The sequence below is a fragment of the Paenibacillus sp. FSL F4-0097 genome (assembly GCF_038593125.1).
Lineage (GTDB): Bacteria > Bacillota > Bacilli > Paenibacillales > Paenibacillaceae > Paenibacillus_AQ > Paenibacillus_AQ odorifer.
This window is the reverse complement of the sequence record NZ_CP151965.1, coordinates 2,798,472-2,820,816: the sequence shown is the minus strand read 5'-3', so window position 1 is coordinate 2,820,816 and position 22,345 is coordinate 2,798,472. Positions and strand designations below refer to the sequence as shown.

20 protein-coding genes are annotated in these 22,345 nt (G+C 44.2%); 7 read left to right on the top strand and 13 right to left on the bottom strand.

Annotated elements, in window-relative coordinates:
- Window positions 1-12: 12 nt before the first annotated feature.
- Window positions 13-1,194 carry a M20 family metallopeptidase gene (locus MHH86_RS12585; protein WP_076099565.1) on the bottom strand — a complete coding sequence of 394 codons (1,182 nt, stop codon included), beginning with the start codon at window positions 1,192-1,194 and terminating at the stop codon, window positions 13-15.
- A 239-nt stretch (window positions 1,195-1,433) separates the two neighbouring features.
- On the opposite strand from MHH86_RS12585, the gene MHH86_RS12580 reads away from it, so the two are divergent.
- Complete coding sequence (locus MHH86_RS12580; RefSeq protein WP_036686159.1) at window positions 1,434-1,781, top strand: YugN family protein; 348 nt, start codon at window positions 1,434-1,436, stop codon at window positions 1,779-1,781.
- Complete coding sequence (gene ftsW, locus MHH86_RS12575; RefSeq protein WP_081383704.1) at window positions 1,778-3,019, top strand: putative lipid II flippase FtsW; 1,242 nt, start codon at window positions 1,778-1,780, stop codon at window positions 3,017-3,019. Before MHH86_RS12580 ends, ftsW begins: the two co-directional genes overlap by 4 nt.
- A gap of 88 nt (window positions 3,020-3,107) precedes the next feature.
- Here the strand turns inward: ftsW and MHH86_RS12570 are convergent, their stop codons facing one another.
- Entirely contained in the window at window positions 3,108-3,473 is a 366-nt protein-coding gene (locus MHH86_RS12570; protein ID WP_019911482.1) for an Asp23/Gls24 family envelope stress response protein, read from the bottom strand.
- Window positions 3,474-3,626: 153 nt separating this feature from the next.
- Between MHH86_RS12570 and cax the strand changes: the two genes are divergently transcribed.
- Window positions 3,627-4,697 carry a calcium/proton exchanger gene (cax, locus tag MHH86_RS12565; protein WP_036686157.1) on the top strand — a complete coding sequence of 357 codons (1,071 nt, stop codon included), beginning with the start codon at window positions 3,627-3,629 and terminating at the stop codon, window positions 4,695-4,697.
- 87 nt (window positions 4,698-4,784) lie between these two features.
- Here cax and MHH86_RS12560 read toward each other — a convergent pair whose 3' ends face one another.
- From MHH86_RS12560 to MHH86_RS12540, 5 genes are all read right to left on the bottom strand, one after another.
- Window positions 4,785-5,081 (bottom strand): YlaN family protein, encoded by a 297-nt coding sequence (locus MHH86_RS12560; protein WP_036686156.1) that lies wholly within the window; start codon window positions 5,079-5,081, stop codon window positions 4,785-4,787.
- Window positions 5,082-5,283: 202 nt separating this feature from the next.
- A complete protein-coding gene (locus tag MHH86_RS12555) occupies window positions 5,284-5,529 on the bottom strand; it encodes an HPr family phosphocarrier protein (protein WP_036686154.1) in 246 nt (81 codons plus the stop codon).
- A gap of 106 nt (window positions 5,530-5,635) precedes the next feature.
- Window positions 5,636-6,751, bottom strand: coding sequence for an aminopeptidase (locus MHH86_RS12550; protein WP_036686152.1), 1,116 nt, complete (start codon window positions 6,749-6,751; stop codon window positions 5,636-5,638).
- Window positions 6,752-6,846: 95 nt separating this feature from the next.
- Complete coding sequence (locus tag MHH86_RS12545) at window positions 6,847-7,674, bottom strand: hypothetical protein (protein ID WP_036686151.1); 828 nt, start codon at window positions 7,672-7,674, stop codon at window positions 6,847-6,849.
- 534 nt (window positions 7,675-8,208) lie between these two features.
- The gene (locus MHH86_RS12540) at window positions 8,209-10,212 is read right to left on the bottom strand and encodes a sensor domain-containing diguanylate cyclase (RefSeq protein ID WP_076317090.1); all 2,004 of its coding nucleotides are present in this window, start codon (window positions 10,210-10,212) and stop codon (window positions 8,209-8,211) included.
- Window positions 10,213-10,612: 400 nt separating this feature from the next.
- On the opposite strand from MHH86_RS12540, the gene rpsD reads away from it, so the two are divergent.
- Window positions 10,613-11,212 (top strand): 30S ribosomal protein S4, encoded by a 600-nt coding sequence (gene rpsD, locus MHH86_RS12535; protein ID WP_036686147.1) that lies wholly within the window; start codon window positions 10,613-10,615, stop codon window positions 11,210-11,212.
- A gap of 244 nt (window positions 11,213-11,456) precedes the next feature.
- Window positions 11,457-14,369 carry a transglycosylase domain-containing protein gene (locus tag MHH86_RS12530; RefSeq protein ID WP_051491442.1) on the top strand — a complete coding sequence of 971 codons (2,913 nt, stop codon included), beginning with the start codon at window positions 11,457-11,459 and terminating at the stop codon, window positions 14,367-14,369.
- 82 nt (window positions 14,370-14,451) lie between these two features.
- Here the strand turns inward: MHH86_RS12530 and acsA are convergent, their stop codons facing one another.
- Window positions 14,452-16,176 (bottom strand): acetate--CoA ligase, encoded by a 1,725-nt coding sequence (acsA, locus tag MHH86_RS12525; protein ID WP_036686145.1) that lies wholly within the window; start codon window positions 16,174-16,176, stop codon window positions 14,452-14,454.
- Between the two features lie 159 nt (window positions 16,177-16,335).
- Here acsA and MHH86_RS12520 point away from each other — a divergent pair, with 159 nt between their 5' ends.
- Window positions 16,336-16,968: a GNAT family N-acetyltransferase gene (locus tag MHH86_RS12520; protein ID WP_036686143.1), complete on the top strand. Its 633-nt coding sequence runs from the start codon at window positions 16,336-16,338 to the stop codon at window positions 16,966-16,968.
- 3 nt (window positions 16,969-16,971) lie between these two features.
- Here MHH86_RS12520 and MHH86_RS12515 read toward each other — a convergent pair whose 3' ends face one another.
- The 3 genes from MHH86_RS12515 to MHH86_RS12505 form a co-directional block, all read right to left on the bottom strand.
- Window positions 16,972-17,667, bottom strand: a complete 696-nt coding sequence (locus MHH86_RS12515; RefSeq protein ID WP_036686141.1) for a 5'-methylthioadenosine/adenosylhomocysteine nucleosidase — start codon at window positions 17,665-17,667, stop codon at window positions 16,972-16,974.
- 92 nt (window positions 17,668-17,759) lie between these two features.
- Window positions 17,760-18,770, bottom strand: coding sequence for a catabolite control protein A (gene ccpA / locus MHH86_RS12510; protein WP_036686140.1), 1,011 nt, complete (start codon window positions 18,768-18,770; stop codon window positions 17,760-17,762).
- Between the two features lie 252 nt (window positions 18,771-19,022).
- Entirely contained in the window at window positions 19,023-19,487 is a 465-nt protein-coding gene (locus MHH86_RS12505) for a hypothetical protein (protein WP_036686138.1), read from the bottom strand.
- Window positions 19,488-19,695: 208 nt separating this feature from the next.
- Between MHH86_RS12505 and MHH86_RS12500 the strand changes: the two genes are divergently transcribed.
- On the top strand, window positions 19,696-20,220 hold the full coding sequence (locus MHH86_RS12500; RefSeq protein ID WP_036686137.1) for a type 1 glutamine amidotransferase domain-containing protein: 525 nt from the start codon (window positions 19,696-19,698) through the stop codon (window positions 20,218-20,220).
- Window positions 20,221-20,311: 91 nt separating this feature from the next.
- Here the strand turns inward: MHH86_RS12500 and MHH86_RS12495 are convergent, their stop codons facing one another.
- Window positions 20,312-21,706 (bottom strand): DUF4179 domain-containing protein, encoded by a 1,395-nt coding sequence (locus MHH86_RS12495; RefSeq protein ID WP_036686135.1) that lies wholly within the window; start codon window positions 21,704-21,706, stop codon window positions 20,312-20,314.
- Window positions 21,699-22,229, bottom strand: coding sequence for a sigma-70 family RNA polymerase sigma factor (locus MHH86_RS12490; protein WP_094902125.1), 531 nt, complete (start codon window positions 22,227-22,229; stop codon window positions 21,699-21,701). Before MHH86_RS12490 ends, MHH86_RS12495 begins: the two co-directional genes overlap by 8 nt.
- Between the last annotated feature and the right edge of the window lie 116 nt (window positions 22,230-22,345).

Genomic DNA, 22,345 nt, shown 5'->3' with positions numbered 1-22,345 from the left:
TATGAAACGAAATTATACGATTGTGTTCTCACGCATACAGGAATTCGCCATAGCAATGAGCAGCTTCATTCCGTGCAGCATGGCATCTTCGTCAAAATCAAATTTGCTATGATGATGTGGATAGTCAGCCTCTTTATCCGGATTTCCTGCACCCACAAACATAAAGCAGCCCGGAATCTCCTTAACATAATAGGCAAAATCCTCAGCTGGCATCAGCTTTTCCATCCGAATCACCTCAACAGATTCTCCTAAAGCCGCTGGGGCCACCTCGAAAAACCGCTGAACTTCACCATCGTGATTTACGAGGGGAGGATATCCCATTACGTAATCTATCTTAGCTTCTGCCCCGTAAGCGCTGGCAATAGAAACGGTCATTTCTTCGATTCGCTGGCGTATCAAATGCCGTGTCTCCTCGTCGAATGCCCGCACTGTCCCTGTGATCCGGCATTGCTCGGCAATGACATTCTGGGCGAATCCCCCTTGAATGGTTCCTACACTGAGTACAGCAGGCTCCAGCGGGTTCACAGAGCGGCTTACAATGCTCTGGAGCTGGGTCACCAGCGCCGCTCCCGCCACGATGCTATCAATGGTACGGTTCGGCATGCCGCCGTGTCCGCCTTTGCCAATGATATCTATAAAAAACTCGTCCGCAGACGCCATCAACGGTCCCGGAGCACTCCCTACAGTTCCCATAGGCAATGGAGTCCACAGATGCAGACCATACACCGCATCCGCTCCTTCTAACATGCCTTCGGCAATCATTCCCTGCGCCCCTCCTGGGCATACTTCCTCTGCGGGCTGAAAAAGAAAACGCAGCTCCCCTTCCAGCTCCTCAAGCCGGCTGCTGTAGTAAGAGGCTACACCGAGCAGTATAGAAGTGTGGCCATCATGTCCACAAGCATGCATTACCCCTTCATTTTGCGAAACGTAATCCTTCTTGTTCTCCTCTTTAATAGGTAGGGCATCCATGTCCGCACGAAGAACCACAGTTTTCCCCGGCCGCTTTCCCCGTAGTATGCCAAGCACACCATACCCTGTCCCGCTTTTTCTGACTTCAATTCCGAATTTGGCTAACTTATCTGCTATAAACGCTGACGTTTCCTTTTCATGAAAAGACAACTCCGGATGACGATGCAAATGGCGTCTCCATTCCACGATCTCCGGCATGAGCGAATCAACCGCTAAGCTCTTCATAAGTTCTCCATCCCCTTCTCGATAAACCCGCATCCATAGCAAGCGATAGCAGTCCTGTTCACTTTGTTCCAGCCGCGAACGACTATAATTCTTTTATTGTAGCAGAAACGCAAAAAACTGGGTATTGTTAGGCACTGCCTACTCTTGCACAACCTTTAGAAACATACTATCATGAGGTAGAACATCAGCAATCGGATCAGAAATTCATCATTATACTTCATAAGGGGGATATGCGTGCTATGATTTTTGAGAACACGGGCCTCGTAGGATTGAAGAGTGATCTTCTCTATCTGGACGAGAGTGCCACAAAAGCTGGCTTCATCCGCTGGCAATGGGAATACTATCGTGCCACTTACGACTGCAAAATTGAAGACCCACAGGATGGTGGCGAATACTTCCTACGCATTAACACTCGCGCTGTCGAGGGAAAACTAGAGAAGTCTGATGCCGTACTTGCAATTGAAGCCGTATACTTAGGAAAAGCAACCTTCCCTCATGGCCTGGAATATGAATCTCCGGTGCCAAAACCAGTATTGGACACTGCTGCTAAGCGGATTCTTGAATTAAAGCAGCTGTTAGAGGCTTGAGTAACAGAAAGGGAACGACGAAACAAAATGTCAGCCTGCCCAAAAGAGGAACACCCGATTTCCAACTACTTATCTTAACACTACTACTTGTGGGTTTCGGTCTAGTCATGGTCTTCAGTGCTAGCTCAAGCTTAACCTTAGCAAGCTCGAAGTTCGGTAATGACCCTCTATTTTTCATTAAACGCCAAGTGATCTGGATCGTACTCGGAACCATTGTTATGTTTATAGCTATGAACATTCACTACAGTAAGTTTAAGAAGTGGTATGTACCTATTTTTATCATCACCGTTATACTTCTGCTCGTGGTAGCCTTCTCTGAAAAAATTAATGGTGCCAAGAGCTGGCTTAGTATCGGAACACTTGGAATTCAACCCACCGAATTAGCCAAAATATCGATTATCCTGTATATCTCAGCACTCATCACCAAAAAAGGTGAACGGTTTAGAGATTTCCGTACAGGATATATCCCTGTAATGGTCATCGTGGGTATTGTTGCCGGACTTATAATGATGCAGCCGGATTTAGGTTCTTGCCTTATTCTCGTAGCTACCAGCGGACTTGTTATTTATGCCGGTGGTGCCAGCATGAAGCATATTCTGGGCTCTATAGCACTGCTAGTGCTGGGTGTAGGACTAGTTATAGGCGCCAAAGCAGCGATTGATTCCTTATCTCCATCCGATAAAGCCACTGACACTCAGGATTATAGAAAAGGTCGTATCGTTGCCTTTTTAGATCCTTATCAGGTTGCTGAGGGTGATGGTTATAACATTATTCAATCCTTAACCGCTCTTGGCCAAGGTGGAGTAAGTGGTTCCGGCTTCGGCAAAAGCATTCAAAAGCTGGACTATCTAAAATACCCTTATACGGACTTTATCTTCCCCGTAATTGGTGAAGAGTTCGGCTTTCTTGGGACCTCCATATTTTTGATGTTATATCTGTATTTTATCTGGCGAGGTATTCTAATCGCTTTAAGGTGTAAGGATCCCTTTGGTACGCTCGTCGGAATTGGGATTATGGGCCTCATAGCCATTCAGGCCTTTGTCAATATCGGCGGTGTAACCAATACAATCCCTCTTACCGGCGTTACCTTGCCGTTTATCAGCTACGGGGGCTCTTCACTCCTTGTCAGCATGCTGTGCATGGGAATTATGCTAAGCATCTCAAGAGAAACCAACCTTCCTGCCAAAGAGGAAGTAACGAAATCTGTAACAACGGTTAGACAGGTTCGTTCCCGGTAAGCTTTATAAAGCCGGAGGTTAGGGAATTTACACATAAAAAAGCAGCCCAGGGAATTAACCTTGGACTGCTTTTTTGTGTACAAGTTTTTTAAGAGATTTCATCATTCTTGAAAGCTACGCCTTCAACTTTGACATTTACCTCAACAATATGAAGTCCAGTCATGCTCTCCACAGCTTCACGTACGTTCTGCTGAAGCATCCGGCACACTTCGTGGATCGGTGTTTCATAGAGAACGATAATTCGTAGATCTACTGCTGCTTCCAGTTGTCCTACTTCAACGGTAACGCCCTTCTGAACGTTCTTACCGCTTAGACGTTTCGCCCAGCCTTCTGACAGGCCACCAGACATGGCTGCAATTCCCGGAGTCTCCAAGGCAGCCAAACCGGCAATTTTTGAGACGACGTCATTTGAAATTCGTATATTTCCCATTTCCAGTTGAAGTTGTTCTGCCATGCCATATCCCCCCTACACTCATTATCAATTATTGTAATTCCAAAACAGGCTAAAAAGCAAATCACTTTATCGCTTTCTCGTTTACACCTAGGAACAATTTGGGTATATTGATTATGAATTCAATCTAAATACATAGATAGGAGTGCCTTCACATTGAAAAAATGGATTTCACCATCACTGATGGGTATCGCCTTTATCCTTAGTGCGATCGGCCATTATGCCGATTGGGATCATACCCTGCAGTTCATTCTATCAGCAATCGCTGTGGTGTTTGTGGCTGGTTTTCTCGGCCGGGCCACTGAAAGTGTAGCTCATTATGCCGGACAACGACTGGGCGGCTTCCTAAACGCCACCTTCGGCAATGCTGCTGAGCTAATCATTGCCTTCTTCCTGGTTAAGGAAGGATTGTTCGACATGGTCAAAGCCAGTCTTACCGGTTCTATTATCGGCAACCTGTTGCTTGTTCTAGGATTGAGTATTTTCGCCGGCGGGATGAAGTTCAAAGTTCAGAACTTCAACGTAACCCTTGCCGGAATGAATGGCTCCCTGATGATCGTTGCCGTCATTGCCTTATTTGTTCCCGCTATGTTCTTTACCACCCACTCTATTACGGAGAAGGATACCGATGTGCTCAGTTTAATCGTTGCCGGGCTGCTCATCGCTTCGTACATAGCTTGGCTAATCTTCTCCATGATCACGCATAAGAAACATCTAGAGGACGTTACAGAAGAGGGTAAAGAAGAATTAGCTCATGAACATGCCCCTGCTTGGTCCAAAAACAAATCCATCCTTTATCTCGTGCTTGCCACTGTAATGGTAGCCTTCGTGAGTGAGTGGCTGGTAGGAACGTTAGAGACTTTGACAGAGCGTTTCGGATTCAGCGAGCTGTTTGTAGGTGCGTTCCTCGTAGCCATCATCGGTAATGCCGCAGAGCATAGTGCAGCCATTATGCTGGCCATGAAGAACAAAATCGGTGCGGCAGTAGAAATTGCGGTTGGAAGCAGTCTGCAAATCGCCCTGTTCGTAGCACCTGTCCTAATCTTCGCCAGTTATTTCATGGGTGATACAATGGACATAGTTTTTACGACCATCGAAATTGTCGCCATCGGTGTAGCCGTCTTTATTGCCAAATCAATTACTCAGGACGGCTCAACTAACTGGTATGAGGGTCTCTTGTTATTAACGGTCTACCTGATTTTAGGAGTCTCCTTCTATCTCGTATAATCATTATTAACCATTGTACACAACAAAAAGCGCACATGAGCGATTCGTCCTCATGTGCGCTTCTATAAATACTTAAGAAACCGATATTTATTCTTCCTTCGCTTTGTTGTTCAAAGCCTCGTAGAGTACTGCTAAGTTACGCTCCAGCTTACTTAGTACCATCTTACCAGTAATCTCTGGGACCAAACCTGCTCTAACCGCAAAATCCACTTCTCTGGAGAAACCGTACATCTGGGTATCCAGCACTTCCTCATAGAGAGGGCAGTAGCGTGTTGCCAGATTCTCCATCTGCACTTCTATAAGTTGCTGAATTTTATCGGCATCTTCTTGTAGAAGATTGATTGCTTTAAGATTATACTGTTCCTGTAATTCCGATGAAGTCATGCCTCTATCCCCCCCATGTCCAAAAGTTAAGCTGCTTTTACTATTTTACTTAATATTAGACGAAATCCGGTATCAATACAACAATTCAGTTTATACTAACCATATATTTAAAAGAACCTGCTGCGTTATCCTATCAAGTTTCGTATCTACTTCTAGAAAAAACGCCCCACCGAAAACCGGTAGGACGTTTTTAGCACGACTATTACTCAGCAACAACTGTGAATTTCAAACCGTGTTTTGCAAACACTTCAGTCATTGCCTTCTTAGCTTCTTCAGCATCTGCCCCATGAACATGAAGCTCATAGCTTTGGCTGGATACCAAAGTAGTGAACAAACCAAGGATACTTTTAACATCAATGTACTTGTTGTCCGCTTGAAGAACGATTGAAGAGTTGAACTGGCCTGCCGTTTGGGCAATATCGACAATTGCCGCATTGTTACTGGACATAGAAATCCCTCCGCAACTTGATTATAAAACTTTAGTCTTTTGTTATCATTTCTTATGATACATTGAATCCGCTTACTTGTGCAAGGAGTTTTCTTGTTATTACATTTTATTTCAAGTTTTCAGGATTCAGACCTTCGAGTTCCGGCAACACAAAAATTCCATCCTTACGGATCAATACATCGTCAAAATAAATTTCACCGCCGCCATAATCGGGACGTTGGATCAACACAAGATCCCAGTGAATGGAGGAGCGGTTACCGTTATCTGTAACATCATATGCTTGTCCTGGCGTAAAGTGCAGGCTGCCTGCGATTTTTTCGTCAAAAAGAATATCATTCATCGGGTGAAGAATGTAAGGGTTAAACCCGATAGCGAATTCGCCAATATGACGTGCGCCGTCATCTGAATTCAAAATCTCGTTCAAACGGGCGGAGTCATTGCTGGTGGCTTCAACAATTTTTCCGTTCTCGAATTTGAATTTGATATTTTCAAAGGTCACTCCATTATATACTGACGGTGCATTATAGCTGATCGTTCCATTTACAGAATCGCGAACTGGGGCGCTGTAAACCTCGCCATCCGGAATATTTTTTTGCCCGGAGCATTTCTCTGCACCGATTCCTTTAATCGAGAACTTAAGATCTGTTCCAGCACTCAAAATATGTACCTTATCCGTTCTGCGCATGAGATCAGCTAAAGCATCCTGAGCCTTGTCCATCTTGGCGTAATCCAAATTACACACTTCGAAATAAAAGTCTTCAAACGCTTCAGTGCTAATATTCGCAAGCTGAGCCATGCTCGCATTCGGATAACGCAGCACTACCCACTTCGTGTGCTTCACACGTTGTTCACTGTGCACTGGATGGGAGTACAACGAGTTATACAATTTCATATTTTCTTCAGGAACATCAGACAGGTCATTCACATTCTCACCTGCACGAATCCCGATATAACAATCCATTTGCTTCATCCGGTTCAAGTCAATTTCAGCCCATGTCTGAAGACTCTCACGAGTTGCGTATTTAAGCATGCTGCGCAGGACTGTACGATCTGTTAATTGTACAAAAGCATGACCGCCGGCTTTGCCGATTTCCTCTACAACTGCTTTAATTAAATCTCTTTCATTGCCAATCATTTCGACGAGCACGTTCTCGCCTGGCTGGACATTTACGGAATAACCGACTAGGTTAGCCGCCAGCTTTTGAATTCTGGGATCTTTCATTGTGTATTCTTCCTTCCTCTGTCTAAAAAATAAGCAAGCTTTTCTATTGTAGCACGCCCTGTATGGAGCGCAAGACCTGTAGGATAATGTGAAAATCAACGAAAGCCTGAAAAATTCACCTGTGATACATAAGTTTCATTATCAGATTTATTCCCCGCTTCCGAGTAGGTAACCTTACGATTTAAGGTGAGCTTTCTCGGCAGATTATGTTTTGTATCAACGGTTAAATGGTAGACAGTCTCAACATTAGCTTGTTTCAGCTTTTGCTGTAATTCATTATTTTTCTTCTCCCACAGCTCCACTAAAGCTTGCGTAACCGCCTGATCGTTCTTTGTTATTTTTCCAGCCGAATCAGGTGTTTCAGGTCGAAGGTCTTGCATCTCTTTTTCTAATTCAGCAGTCAGCTGCTTTCTGGCCTCAGCAGGCGTCAGCTCGATCCGCAGCACATTTGTCCCTCTGCCTGCACCCGCATCTTCAGTCACATTAGCCTCCATGGATTGCAGCTCCTCCAGCTGTTTTAACGGATTAAGCAAAGCAAGCGGATTTCCGTCCTCAGATGAACCTTCAGTGGTCAACGCTACCCATTCCCCCTCTTTTTTCTCTAGCTGACTATGGAAAGCTTTCATAGAAGTGATGCCGCTTTTTAAATCTTTAGCGCTATTAGCTGCTTTCTTTGTGGATGAGGATTTATCAGGAAGCAGTGTATACAGATTGACCTTCTTATGGTCCTGTACTGTGCCTTCGTAAAATATCATGGATTCCGGAACGGTCTTTCCACCTTTTGTAAGCATGGTTGACCCTTTAAAAGTAACCCCATCGCTGCCCGTTATACCCGCTAACACCAAACTTAGATCTTTCTTGGCTGGTTTGTCTCTAATAACGCTGCAACCGCTGTTGAACACGCAGGACAAGGTAAAAATCATAAGAACTAACCCCTTTAGTAACAATGACTTTCTCACGGTCATCAGGCCTTTCTTGGAGTATTTACTTTACAGCCCACTATAGGGTTCTCCCTTCCTGCGCGCCTTATACAGATGCAAATACGTTGCTGCTATCGTTTTCCATACATTGCTCTAACTTATGCGCGTTCGTCGCTTGCTTTCGAATGTCAGTACATACCACCTTCAGACTCACGAAGTTACCGCTGCCAGTCGCCGCACCGTTGTCGCTTTCGGACACAGCTGACCTTAATTACAGTATTTTGCGATATTTCGTATGCCAACGGACTCCATTGCAGCTATTGATCCGAAATGCGCCCGATATGCCCCTCTTATTAAGGAATAGCGTCTCCGGAGTCCGAAAACATGCTTAAAAAGCTAAAATCACGCAAATAACGTCATCTGAGTCCGATGCATCGCAGCAGGATGATAGATACACAGTCGAAGCAGCCAGCCATCTGCCAAAACAAAAAGCAGCGACTCTCCAAATACGGGAGAACCGCTGCTCTGCTATCTCTTTTACTTATGAGGCAATTCCTTCACACCGCTGCCATTCTCTTTAGTGTCAACGATCACCTGGTTACGCCCATTGTTCTTAGCTTTATACAGTGCCATATCCGCTTGATAGAACAGGGATTCGACGCTTACACGTTCGTCCATCCAGCTCCATTCTGCTATACCGCAGGACACTGTTACATTAGGTTCGGTTTCATTCATCACTCGCTTACGAATACGTTCAGCCACATTTACTGCCTGTTCTACTCCCATTAATGGTAAATAGACCGACAGTTCTTCTCCACCCCACCTCGCAGCAATATCCCCTTGACGGATGGAGGACTTCACAATTTCACTGACCTCTTTTAAGATCTTGTCGCCCTTTTGATGACCATAGGTATCATTCACCATCTTGAACTGATCGATATCCACAACGATTAAGCAACCGCAAAAATCTGTAGACTGCCGTTCCTTTATTTCTTCGTCCAGATAATGACGAGCATAAAGTCCAGTTAGGCTATCTCTGTTCGCTAGACGTCTAACTTCGGCATGCAGCCTTGCGTTCCCTACAGCTAGTCCAATATGCCCCGCCATCGCTTGAAGCAATCTGTAATTGTCATAAGAAAAATAATGGGCATCGCGATGCGCCAACATGATGGCACCACGCACTTCACCACCTACACTTAAAGGTGTGGCAATCAGCGACTGCGACCCGGTAGCATTCATTAAACGAGAAGTAGTATTAGGATTATCTATGTAGTTAGACATGATTAATGATTCCCCAGTAGTATAGACCTTCCCGCCTAAACCTTGTCCTACTTCTAAAATTTCATTTTGCAAGGAGGAATGATTGCAAGCAATAACCTCTAGCCCGCCCTTTTCTTCGTTCATATGTAAAATACAGCAGTAGTCAGCGCCAAACATCTCAAGCAGCTCTTCAAACGCAAATTGAAAAATATCCCCTAAACGCAAGCTCTGATTCAGCCGTTGTGTAAGTTCGTTACTCATACGCAGCTCACGAATGAGCTGATTGGAGCGTTCATACAGCTTGGCATTCTCAAAAGCAGTACCTGCGGTATCCGCCACCATCGAGAGAAACCGTAAATCTACATCCATAAAGATCGAGTTATCCATCACCATGTGGAATACGCCATAAACCCCTTGCTTCCCGCCTAGCGGAAGACCAATCTCTACAATGTGTTGATCTTCAGTGTTGGTGTTCAGAGCAACACGGCCGTCTTTAAATGCTCTAGCGCAGACATCATCACTGGACATCTGAAACGGTAAAGGTTTGACCTGCGGATGAGTGCTGCGGTGATCTTGCGACATAAACAGCTCAAGCCTGGCACCAGGGTACATTGCAGAAATGCTATCTATAACCTCCGTAAGCACAGCGTTCACATCAATATTGTCATGCATCCGCTGAACGATCTGAAATAACAAGGAGCGGCGATTGCTCTCACGTTCAGCATGTTGATGAACACTCGCAAGATCAGTTACAAAAATATGTTCAAACTTATGATAGAATATGGTCCGGTACTGCAAAGATATAGCCTCAGCAGTATCTCGTCCACCCATTAAATATTGTTGTGTCGGCATAGCACAGCCCAGGAAGGCAAAAATTTCTTTGTCAACGCGAGTGATGAGCGGTATAGTAAAAAAGCTCATAGCCTGACCCTGCACCGTAAGTTGAACAGATGAGGTTGCGCCAGAAAGTAAACTAGCTGCAGCCGCTTGCTCCCATTGGTGCCTCCATCGTTCTTGCTGATCGGCAATATTAGCAAAATATCTGCCTTCAAAATTCAGCACACACCAATCCCATGATTTAGCGAATGGTAGAGCCTCTAGCCCATCGATCCATTCCTCGAAGCTGTCTGCAATCAGATTGGCCAAATATGGGAAGTCATGGGACACTATTTCCGTTTCCCTAAGCCAGGCGGTGGGATCTTCGGAATCTCTACTAGTGTGCAATTTGTCCTGTATCAGCATACGACTGTCTTGAGAAGCGTATGCTTTCTGTTCTGACATAACGAAGATCCCCTTTGCTTCTCATTTAAGAAAAAAAACCTTCCCAATTAACATCTAATTAACTATATTTTACTCTCTTTCTTTGTGTATTGCATTATATTTTCCTTATTTCCGGGATTTTTTTTAGGACCAAAGAACTAACGACAAAGAATGACAAAAACTCTTTTAATATGCGCTTGACTTTATATACTACTTTCATATAATATTTATTGTTGAACAAGACTGTAACAAGTCTTACTTGGGCGTAACGTTGTGTCACCCTCACGCATTTCGTTACTGCCAGGGCAGCGGCTGAACTTCCCTGGTAGTGTGGAAGCCATTAATGCTAATCACGGATACGAAATGCGGCGCAAATAGAGCCCTAACCTGAAATTTCAAATATAAAGGAGTCTACTATAACATGGCACGTTACACCGGACCTAAATTCAAACTCAGCCGCCGTCTGGGCATTTCCCTTAGCGGTACAGGCAAAGACCTGAAACGCCCTTTCCCACCAGGACAACACGGCGCTAACCAACGCAGAAAAGTAAGTAACTACGGAATGCAGCTTTTGGAAAAACAAAAACTGCGTCACATGTACGGCTTGGGAGAGAAACAATTCCGTACTCTCTTCGCTAAAGCACAAAAACTTCCAGGTCTTGCGGGCGAAAACTTCATGTTCTTGCTTGAAAGCCGCTTGGACAACCTAGTTTACCGTCTTGGATTTGCTAACTCCCGTGCTGGAGCACGTCAGTTGGTATCCCACGGACACGTAACTGTAAACGGCAAAAAAGTCGACATCGCTTCTTACCGTGTAAGCTTGGGCGACGTTATCGGTCTTCGCGAGAAGAGCCAAGGCATGGCTTCCATCAAAGAAGCTCTTGCTAACCGTAACCACCTTCCAGCTTACCTGGAATATGCTGAAGGATCTTTCGAAGGTAAATATATCCGTTTGCCAGAACGTTCCGAGCTTTCCCAGGATATCGATGAGAAACAAATCGTCGAGTTCTACAACCGTTAATATCTCGCTTTTAGCGGGTATGACCGAAGCCTCCGGATTAATCCGGGGGCTTTTTGTTATGTCTATATTCTAAATTCCAAGCCGTTTGTTGCCTATTACGCTTTCGCAAATCATACCCTAAATTACTTTATTTATAATTTTTGCACAAAAGTCGAATCTTAAGACCATGAGAATCAGGTAGAAGCGCATTCAAAAACGCCAATTTATGCTATAATAATTCCGTTAAAAGGAGGAATTATCGTCGATGGCTCAAGAGAACAAGAAAAAAAACGCTAAGAAGCCTTCACCCCGCAGATCCGCCCTAAGCAGGTTCGGTTCTGTAGTTAAGTGGATGTTTATTCTTGGAATAATAGGCGTTCTATTTGCCGGTGGTGCTGTAGCAGGCTATGTCGCTTCCATTGTGAAGGATGAACCTGTTCGCTCCGAAGAAATGATTCAGCAGCAGGTCAGTCAAAATGCGATCACCGGATTCGCTTATTTCCGAGACGGCGCACCGATCGGCCAGCTTCGGACAGAAGAAGACCGAAGGCTCATTGAATTCAACGATATCCCCCAGCTTATTATCGATGCAGTTCTCGCAATAGAGGACAATAATTTTAATGAGCATAATGGCGTGGATTTCAAAGGCACCCTGCGTGCCGTCAAACAAAAGCTTCTCAACGAATCCGTTCAGACCGGAGGCAGTACACTCACCCAGCAGCTCGCAAGACGTGTATTCCTGAATCTGGATCGGACAGAAGATCGTAAAGTAAAAGAAATTCTACTTTCTCTTAGATTGGAACGCTTCTTGACCAAGCAAGAAATATTAACGGCTTATCTAAATAAGGTTCCTTTCGGCAATGGTTCGAATGGCTACAATGTTTTCGGGATTAAAGCAGCAGCCAAGGGGATATTCGGTCTAGACGATCTGGACAAATTGAATGTCGCTCAAGCAGCGTATTTGGCTGGTCTTCCGCAGCTCCCTTCTGCTTATTCTGCATTTAATGGCATAGGTGAATTCAACGAAAAAGCTTTCAACAGAGCTATGGACCGTCAACATCTTGTACTTCGTCGTATGCTTGAGGAGAATAAGATCACTACCTCTCAATATGATGAAGCCCTTAAATTTGATATCAAGAGTTCTCTGGCGCCACATACCAAAAAAGCCTATGCTACATATCCATACCTGATGATGGAGACTGAGCGTAAAGCATCCGAGATCCTTCTATCATTGAATGAAGAGAAAAATGGCACAACGGATGCCAATAGCACTACTGACAATGCCGTGTTACTTGAAGAAGCAAGACAGCAGCTCATGACCGGCGGTTATCGAGTCTACACAACTATTGATAAAAAAGTTTACAATGCAATGCATAGTGTCTCAGAAGACAGCAATAATTTTACTAAAGACAGCAAAACCAAAGGTATGGAACAGACGGCTGGCATGTTAATTGATAACAAAACGGGAGCCATTCTCGGCATGATTGAGGGCCGCGACTTCAATATTGAGCAGATGAATTATGCTACCCAAATGATCCGTCAGCCCGGATCGACTATGAAGCCAATTTCAGCTTATTTACCAGCCTTAGATGCAGGGCTGATTCAGCCTGCCGGGATTGTGGATGACGCGCCAATTATTCTAAAAGACGGCGGAAAAGGATTCCATATTCCCAAGAATGCCAATAACCGCTATCAAGGTCTGGTCACTGCCCGTTACGCACTTAACAAATCGCTCAACTTGCCTGCGCTTAAGCTGTTTAATGAAAAGGTCGGAATAGAGAAATCTTGGGCCTTTACTAAAAAGCTGGGGATCACCACCCTCACAGATGATGATTACAGCGCGCAGACTGGGGTTATAGGCGGTCTCAAATACGGTGTATCCGTAGAAGAGTTAACCAATGCCTATTCCGCTATCGGCAACCAGGGAGCCTTTAATGATGCCTACATGATTGAGAAAATCGTCAATTCAGAGGGCAAAATTATCTATCAGCACAAGGTTAATCCTGAGCAAGTATTCTCTAAGCAAACAGCTTACCTAATGACAGATATGCTGCGAACTGTAATTACAGAGGGTACAGCCAGCACCGTAAAAAGAGCATACAAACACTCTAAAGAAATTCCGATTGTCGGTAAGACTGGATCTACCCAGAATTATGGGGACGTATGGTTTATGGGCTACACTCCTGATGTCACATTGGGAATGTGGGTCGGTTACAAAGAGCAAATCAACACCCTTACGGGAGATACACAAAAACGTCAAGCCCAAACATTATGGGCAAAAGTATTGAATGCTGTCATTGATAAGCAGCCGGAACTATTCGTCACAGACAAATTTGCACAGCCTGAAGGAATTATCAAAAAGACAGTTTCAGCATATAGCGGCAAACTGCCAACATCTCTGACTGATAAATTCACAACGGATATATTTAATACAAAATATGTGCCAAAAGAGAGCGACGACGGGATTTCCAAAGCCAAGTATATTACTTACAAAGGCGTCAATTATATCCCGTTGGAAGGTACTCCAGAGGAGTTCCTAAAGGAAAAAATCGTCGTTAAACGTGAGAAGCCGATACAGGAACTCGTCAAAGAACTCCTGGCTGCCTTCCCTAAGATGAAGGATCATAAATCACTGGAGTATTATATGCCAGCCGATGCCAAGACGGATTTCCCAACAGAAGTTGATCCACGAGTGGACGACGGGGCTTCCCCTGCTGCTCCTGGAAATGTTAACGTCTCTTATAGCACTGGTAAAGCGGTCATCAGCTTCTCCGCTAGCAGCTCGGCAGATGTTGTGGGATACCGCTTATATCGTTCATTAAATGGAGGTTCTTTCCAAAAGCAATCTATACTCATGGCAGATGAGAACAAGGTATTCACGCCGGGTACACCGGCAAGTGCTAATGCAACCTTCTATGTAACCGCCGTGGATGTTGCAGGTAATGAGACGGCTTCTGGCAGCGTTGCTGGAGGGATTACACCAACACCAGAAGCAACTCCTACACCTGATCAACAACCTGGCACAGAGCCGCCTACAGAGCCTGAGACGACACCAGGAGACATTATTGAGGATCCAGGTAACATTCTCCCGCTACCGACGGAAACACCAGCCGGTGGAGGTAACAGTACTGGGGGCAGTAATAATCCCACAGCAGGTAATAATGCAGGGACACGTTAGCCCAAAGATTAATAAATAACTTTACACAGCAAAACACCGTTCCCATGGATTCATCCGGGAACGGTGTTTTTTACAATTCATTCTAATCCTCAATCGTGGATAGATCTCCTGTCGGAAGATGCAGCTCCCATGCCTTCAGTACACGCCGCATGATTTTACCTGATCGTGTCTTCGGTAGTTTATCCTTAAACTCGATTTCTCGCGGCGCAGCATGTGCAGACAGGCCCGCTTTGACAAAAGCGGCGATCTCCTCTTTCAGAGCAGCAGTTGGAGTATAACCTTCTCTAAGCGAGATAAAAGCCTTAATAATCTCACCCCGCACAAGATCCGGTTTGCCGATTACACCCGCTTCTGCCACTGCCGGATGTTCCACTAATTTGCTCTCCACTTCAAATGGCCCAATACGCTCACCAGAAGAGTTGATAACATCATCAATTCGTCCCTGAAACCAGAAATATCCTTCGTCATCCATATAAGCGGAATCGCCAGAAATGTACCAGCCAGGAATCCGGAAATATTCCTCATACTTCGTCTGATTGTTCCAGATCGTTTTCATCATGGACGGCCACGGAGTTTTTATCGCAAGATTCCCCATAGAGAACGGTGGAAGAACATTTCCCCGATCATCCAGAATCGCTGCTTCAATCCCCGGTAACGGACGGCCCATTGAGCCTGGTTTGATATCCATTGCCGGATAATTACAAATCAATTGTGCCCCTGTTTCAGTCATCCACCAAGTATCATGTATACGCTGATTGTAAAATTTATCTCCCCAACGCACCACTTCCGGATTTAACGGTTCACCAACCGATAGAACATGGCGCAAACTGCTTAAATCAATCCCCTGTAAAGAGTGCTCCCCTGCACCCATCAACATACGAAAAGCTGTAGGTGCGCTGTACCATACAGATACCTTATTCCGTTCGATTGTCTTATACCAATCCTGAGGACTAAAGCGGCCGCCTCTGACTACATTCGTTACCCCGTTTAACCAAGGGGCAAATATCCCATATGAAGTTCCTGTCACCCAGCCAGGATCTGCCGTACACCAGTATATATCGTCTTGACGTAGATCTAGCACTACTCTGCCTGTATAATAATGTTGAATCATTGCTCTATGCACATGATAAACGCCTTTGGGCTTTCCTGTAGAACCAGATGTATAATGCATAATAAGGCCATCGTCCAAATCAAGCCATTCTAAATTAAGATCAGCTGAAACGTTAGCCATCTCTTCTGCGAATCCTAAGTTTCCTTGCTCAATATCTGTTGCTCCACCTACTAGAAAAATATGACGAAGCTCCGGAAGCTCTTCTCGCTTGACCCGATGCAGCAATTCAGGCGTAGTTACCAGCGCAACGGCTCCACTATCCTCCAAACGATCCTTAACTGCTGTTTCCATGAAGGCTTCGAACAAGGGTCCTGCTATGGCTCCGATTTTGAGAATACCTAGCAGACTGAAATACAGTTCCGGTTGGCGAGGCATAAAAATAAATACCCTATCTCCTTTACCGATGCCATATTTACGCAATACATTTCCGAACCGATTCGACCGTTCCTGCAGATCGGTAAATGTATAGGATTCTTCCCGTACAGTGTCACTGTAGAGTAGGGCCGTTGCCGCTCCCCGCCCTTCATCAACATGGCGATCAACGGCTTCATAGGCCATATTAACCTTGCCGGTTTCATACCATGAGAAATTACGTTCAACATCCTCCCACTCAAAATTGGCTACTGCCTCCGCATAATCAGACATATTGGAGCTCTGCACACGACCCGGCAAAATTTCGCTATGGACTTGACCCATCACTCTTGCCTCCCTCACTCGTTTGATTTAAGCTTTAAGGGTAAGACTCATGTTTTAAATAATGATGTCAATGCAGTGAATGTGAATTTTTTATGTCTGAATTAGTATACCATAGCAAGCGTTTACATACCATTTTTTTGATCTGAAAGGAGCACTGTCATGGAGCATCGCAAAATCCCTATTTCCCATACTCTCTCCTATATGGGTAGAACGATAACTGTGAGCGGACCCCGATCTCCTGAGGACCTTGAAGCCCTGCATATGCATCAGGACCTTGATGCTTTCCGCAGGCCATTAGAGCAGCAAGAGGCGCTCGTAGAGATCGCCAGCTTGCCAGAGGGCCGTGTAATTACCGCAGTAGAGAATGACGTTATAGTAGGCTATGTGACCTTCCATTATCCAGATGAAATGGAGTTATGGTCACAGGGTGGGATGGAGGATCTTATTGAGCTTGGAGCGATAGAGGTTAGTAATGATTATAGAGGGGCCGGACTAGGCCGGCTGCTGATTTCTACTGCTTTTGAGCGGGAGCAATTGGAGAATTGTATTGTTTTTACAACAGAGTATTACTGGCACTGGGATTTAAAAGGCAGTGGGCTGGACGTATGGGCCTATCGCCAAATGATGGAACGGCTGATGAAGACGGTTAATATGGTTTGGTATGCTACGGATGATCCAGAAATTTGTTCACATCCCGCTAACTGCCTAATGGTTCGCATTGGACAAGAGGTGCCCATGTCCTCCCAGGAGACCTTTGACAGAGTACGTTTTAGACAACGTTTCATGTATTGAGCATTAAATATGCTGCAGCATAAATTCTAATATGGAATGCGAGCGTTGTGAAGATTGTACTGTAAATTCTCTGAAATTCACCTCAGCTGATCCATCAGACTTATCTGACATCGAGCGAATGATGACAAAGGGCGTGGCGTTCATATGACAGACTTGGGCAACCGCCGCCCCTTCCATTTCCACACAAGCTCCATCCATTTGCTCTCTTAATTCAGCTACCATCTCCGCATTAGAAATGAATTGATCACCAGATAACACTTTGCCTATCAAGTACTTTTGACCTAACTCATTGCATGCCTTCTCAGCAAGCTGTACTAACGCAGGGTCTGCCTGGAAGACGGAAGTCTCCTGATAAGGAATTTCGCCTCTTGCGAACCCAAGCCCCGTAGCATCCATGTCATGTTGTACACATGTAGACGATATAACAATATCTCCAATATTCAATTCAGGATGTACAGCACCAGCAACCCCCGTAAACAGCACACGGGATACGCCAAAATTATCAATTAGAAGCTGAGTCGTAACTGCTGCATTTACTTTACCCACCCCAGATTTACAGAGCACTACGGATTTGCCTAATATATTTCCTATGTAATATTGTATACCTGCTTTAACTTTTGTCCGCTTGTCCTCCATGCCTTCTAGAAGCAGCTTAATTTCTTCATCCATCGCTCCGATTAATCCGATGATTTCACTCACAGCAAATGCCTCCTTTGATGATTTGTTTAATAAATAAAAACATAAAAAGCTCCATAAGGAGCTTTTTACGGAATAACTGTTCAGTTCTTAAATTACTTATTCAGATGATTAACCGACAAGCGGAGAATCGTTTCATGAGGCAGGATAACCCGCGGATTCTCAACGGTTTCTTTCTTCATAAGCTTGGTCAAAAGTCTCATCGCAACCGCGCCCAAATCGTACATAGGCTGAGCTACGGTTGTCAGCAAAGGACGAACCATCGAAGCCATACGAATGTTATCCACACTAATAATGGAGAAATCATCCGGTACCTTCAGACCTTCATCTTGAATACTGTGAATGGCGCCAATAGCCATTTCATCCGTTGCCGCAAAAATAGCGGTTGGTTTCTTCTTGAGTCCAAGGAAATACTTCATTGCTTCTACACCAGATTCATAGCGGTAGTTACCGATGCGTACCAAATCCTCTTGGTACTCGATTCCTGCCTGTTCCAGTGCTTTCTTGTAACCATGGAAACGTGCATATCCATTTGCAGGATCCTGCAGTGTGCCACTGATCATAGCAATCTCACGATGACCGTGACGAATCAATGTGTTCACAGCATCAAAAGCAGCGGTTTCATGATCGATGTCAACGGAAGGATAAGTTCCCTTCTCATCCCGTGTAGCACATAGAACAATCGGAACTGCAGAAGTCTGGAAAGCTTGAATATGTTCGTCAGTTACTGTACCCCCCATGAAGAGCAGACCATCGACCTGTTTCTCCAAAAGGGTATTAATGACACGAATTTCTTTCTCTTTACGCTTATCCGCGTTACACAATATGATATTGTAATGATACATGTTCGCGATATCTTCAATCCCGCGTGCAATTTCTGCAAAAATCGAGTTTGAAATATCAGGGATGACAACCCCAACGGTTGTCGTTTTCTTACTGGCAAGACCTCTTGCCACGGCATTGGGACGATATCCCAAACGTTCAATCGCTTCAAAAACTTTCTTCCGGGTCTGCGGTTTCACGTTAGGGTTATTATTCACAACCCGTGATACCGTAGCCATAGATACGCCTGCTTCTCGAGCTACATCGTAAATGGTTACCGTCAAATTACTCTCTCCATTGCGATAAATTTTATCGTTCGACTAATTAAAAATATGATACGACACTTTGTACATTTGTGCAATGATAACGCTTCATTTTCCTTTCAAAATTTCTTTCAAGGCTGAAAACGTCACCCTGGATTAAAATTGTGACCAGTGCTGGTTAACCTGTCCAAGAGCATCAATAATGTAACTTCTATCTATCGTAACAAAAAGTGAGTGAAAAATCCAACATTCCGTGAAAAATTTTCATTATTTTCACACAATTTTTTTATAATCTTCATTTTCAGTCATTTGGAAGGTTAATTGAGACAATCTTCGACTAGTTTCTTCCATCCAATGCTGGTCTGACAGCTTCTCAGCTAAACGATAGATATCGAGAAGCATATCGACTCGGGTCTGAATCCTCTCTCGGATTATCGCCTCTAGTTCTAATATTCCCCCTATTATAGTTTCTGACAAGGATTCTTTTAATACACTGGCCAATTCATTTCTCTCCGTAAACAAAAAATCTTTTCCCGGATCATCTCCACTGAGTTCTTTTACTAATTTGCCTAGATCTGCTTTAATAAACTGCAAAGGTTCATAACTAGCGCATTTTGGGCAGGTATAGACAGGAACATGCGTAATCTTCATCTTCGTATTAAAAATCAAAGAATGCATATGTAAGTTCATGAGGCCACCACAACTGCACAACTTCTCCATCAAATTATCTTTATACATCTTCTACACCTCTTGCACAAAATTAATAAAGCACAAAGTTTGACTTTTCAACTTCTATATTCGACTCCACTCGATTAAAACCCTCCTTTATTGCATATAATGATTAAATTGGCAATTTGTCTATATTTTACATCCCTAAAGATGACTTCATATTTTAAATTTGATAGAATAATGAAAGAATCATGGGAATAGAAAGGAGCTTAACTAAATGAGACTAGCCGGTAAAAAGGTCATAGCACTCGTAGACGATGAATTTGAAGATTTGGAGCTCTGGTATCCCGTGTATCGGGTGAGAGAAGAAGGTGCCGAGGTTCACTTGGCAGGTCTGGAAAAAAATAAGACGTACGTCGGTAAATATGGCGTACCTGCTAAAGCAGAATACTCCTGGGACGAGCTTAATGCCGCAGATTATGATGGGATTTTGGTTCCAGGCGGCTGGGCTCCTGATAAAATCCGTAGATACAGTGCCGTTCTAAAGCTAGTACAGGATTTTAATGCGGCTAAAAAACCAATTGGGCAGATCTGCCATGCAGGCTGGGTATTAATTTCTGCTAAAATTCTGGAAGGTGTAACCGTCACCTCCACGCCGGGCATCCGTGATGACATGGAGAATGCCGGAGCCATCTGGAAGGATGAGGCTGTAGTTACGGATGGACATATCATTTCCGCTCGCCGCCCGCCAGATCTTCCGCCATACGGCAAAGCCTTTTGCGATGCACTTGCTGGGGAATAAACATAGGTATATAGTTTAAAATCAAACAAGCCCTGTTTCTCACAATTTGAGGAGCAGGGCTTTTGATTTGAGGCGTTTAAAATTCCAATTATTACCTGATCCGCATAGAATCCGTCTCCATGATCATATTTGGATAATTTGTAAACCTAAAGGTCAAAGGTTGAGGCAGCTTTTCTTGACCCACGTTAAGAAAATAAGTTATTGTAGTTCCTTTTGCATCCTCTCTATACTCTCTATATCCGGAGTAATTATCATGTACAAGCCAATGTCCGCTTCCAGTGCTATCCACAAAATTATCGTCTATCCCAAAACCGGTTGCTTCATGCAACTCCTCAACTTTTTTGGGAATCAATAAATCCAATACTATAATCCCCTGCTCTTCGTCCGCGGTCCGTTTGGAAATCGAGAGAGAGTTATCCGGTGCCTTTAAAATCTGCTGCGTTTCCGTGTTAATCACAAGCTCGACCTCTGATTGATCTAGAGCAGAGATTCCTTCAACTTCAAGTTTGATTGGATCATTAGGTCTCATATTGTCATTGTGGTAAATATTCGATCCACTTGCCCGCATTAGTTCCTCTTGATGATCCCCTTTTCCGAGGACAAGCTTAGGTGATAGCAAACTAAAAATCCTCATTGTATTCTCTCTGCCAAAGGTTTCCCGCATATAAATACCCGTAGGTCCAATATAAACCTGGTCCATTATAATTTTCTGTCCACCGATAGACAGACTATCCTTCAAATCAACAAGTTCTCCTTGAAAATAATTGTTATCGGCTTCCAGTGGAATTTTGACACCCATTTCTTTTATATCCTTGTTATTAAAAACTTGACTAAGAGCATCTGGAAAAAGCGATAATGTGATATTCAACTCCTCTGGTATCTCATCCTGATATTTATCCCAGACGATTTGCTCATACATACGAGTCGTCCCAGGGGACCCAACCTCTTGTGCATTAGAAGTGCTAAACCCGCTGTATCCACTAAGGTGGTATTTATCCTCTGGAGTCTTTTTCAAAGACAAGCCAAAAAGACGCATCTTCTGATCCGTATTGTTCTGGATTGTATAAAGCACTGCAATGCCTCTTCGATCTGCAATGATTCCGTTAACAGTCCATGTTATCCCATCCACCTCAGAAGAAGAGATACTTACCTCCTTCATCATTCCCGCATCAAGTGCTGATTTAATCGTCAGATTATTAGCAATAACGGGTCTAAACACTTCAAGCTGGCCCCAGCTTTTTGGAGGTAATTGCGCACGTACGGGATTTATCATCTGATTTGCCCAAGGCACAATTATAAGTAAGGCGAATGCCAAGACCACCAATACAACAACAGCGTACCTTTTACTAAAAGACAAACGTGTACGGTTCCCTTGCTGCATCCCCCTGCGGATCGCAGTGTCCAGTTTTACATCCAAAATTTCTTCTGCCTCCGCATCGATTTTCTGAAAATAATCCTTAAGCAGCTTTTCTTCAGACTCAGCCATAAAATAGCTCCCCCTTCCGCTTCATTTTGTCACGCAATTGTTTTAATCCTTTATTCAGCCATGTCTTCACTGTGCCCTCTGGTTTATCCAGCACCTCTGCAATTTCGGCAAGGGTCATATCCTTGTAATATTTGAGCACCAGCACTTGGCGATATTTGGGTTTCACTCCATCCAGCGCTTGTTCCATGTCCAGTCTGCGGTCACTTTTCATCTCCATGATTCCCTCATCACTTCGAGCAGCTTCTGCGACTGTATTCCTCTTTCGGCGCTTCAGCTCATCATTACAGCAATTAATCAAAATACGTGTTAACCAAGGAGCGAACCGCTCCGCGTCTTTTAAGCTCTTTCGTTTAATCCATGCGCGGCAGGTTGCCTCCTGCAAAACCTCCAGCGAATCCGCTTCATTTCGCAAATAGCTGTAGGCAATGCTATAAAGTTTTCTTTTCTGTCCAGCCACTTGCTCATAAAACAGCTCTTCGTCCGTAGCGGCCATTTCCATTTCATCATTTATAATGTGATCCATTTTCGGCCTGCCTCCCCCCTTGCCTTTATTCCTAAATCGGTTCTGTGTAACTCTCTCTATGTATTGACTGCGCTGCAGGGTAAACGGTTTTGTTTTTTTAAAAGTATGTCATAAAT

Bases quoted from the DNA above. Each gene is read 5' to 3' on its own strand.
- MHH86_RS12585 (WP_076099565.1), bottom strand. From the start codon at position 1,194: ATGAAGAGCTTAGCGGTTGATTCGCTCATGCCGGAGATCGTGGAATGG.
- MHH86_RS12530 (WP_051491442.1), top strand. From the start codon at position 11,457: ATGGCTCAAGAGAACAAGAAAAAAAACGCTAAGAAGCCTTCACCCCGC.
- MHH86_RS12580 (WP_036686159.1), top strand. From the start codon at position 1,434: ATGATTTTTGAGAACACGGGCCTCGTAGGATTGAAGAGTGATCTTCTC.
- MHH86_RS12560 (WP_036686156.1), bottom strand. From the start codon at position 5,081: ATGACTTCATCGGAATTACAGGAACAGTATAATCTTAAAGCAATCAAT.
- MHH86_RS12490 (WP_094902125.1), bottom strand. From the start codon at position 22,229: ATGGATCACATTATAAATGATGAAATGGAAATGGCCGCTACGGACGAA.
- MHH86_RS12520 (WP_036686143.1), top strand. From the start codon at position 16,336: ATGGAGCATCGCAAAATCCCTATTTCCCATACTCTCTCCTATATGGGT.
- acsA (WP_036686145.1), bottom strand. From the start codon at position 16,176: ATGGGTCAAGTCCATAGCGAAATTTTGCCGGGTCGTGTGCAGAGCTCC.
- rpsD (WP_036686147.1), top strand. From the start codon at position 10,613: ATGGCACGTTACACCGGACCTAAATTCAAACTCAGCCGCCGTCTGGGC.
- MHH86_RS12550 (WP_036686152.1), bottom strand. From the start codon at position 6,751: ATGAAAGATCCCAGAATTCAAAAGCTGGCGGCTAACCTAGTCGGTTAT.
- MHH86_RS12570 (WP_019911482.1), bottom strand. From the start codon at position 3,473: ATGGCAGAACAACTTCAACTGGAAATGGGAAATATACGAATTTCAAAT.
- MHH86_RS12555 (WP_036686154.1), bottom strand. From the start codon at position 5,529: ATGTCCAGTAACAATGCGGCAATTGTCGATATTGCCCAAACGGCAGGC.
- MHH86_RS12495 (WP_036686135.1), bottom strand. From the start codon at position 21,706: ATGGCTGAGTCTGAAGAAAAGCTGCTTAAGGATTATTTTCAGAAAATC.
- MHH86_RS12505 (WP_036686138.1), bottom strand. From the start codon at position 19,487: ATGTATAAAGATAATTTGATGGAGAAGTTGTGCAGTTGTGGTGGCCTC.
- MHH86_RS12500 (WP_036686137.1), top strand. From the start codon at position 19,696: ATGAGACTAGCCGGTAAAAAGGTCATAGCACTCGTAGACGATGAATTT.
- MHH86_RS12540 (WP_076317090.1), bottom strand. From the start codon at position 10,212: ATGTCAGAACAGAAAGCATACGCTTCTCAAGACAGTCGTATGCTGATA.
- MHH86_RS12545 (WP_036686151.1), bottom strand. From the start codon at position 7,674: ATGATTTTTACCTTGTCCTGCGTGTTCAACAGCGGTTGCAGCGTTATT.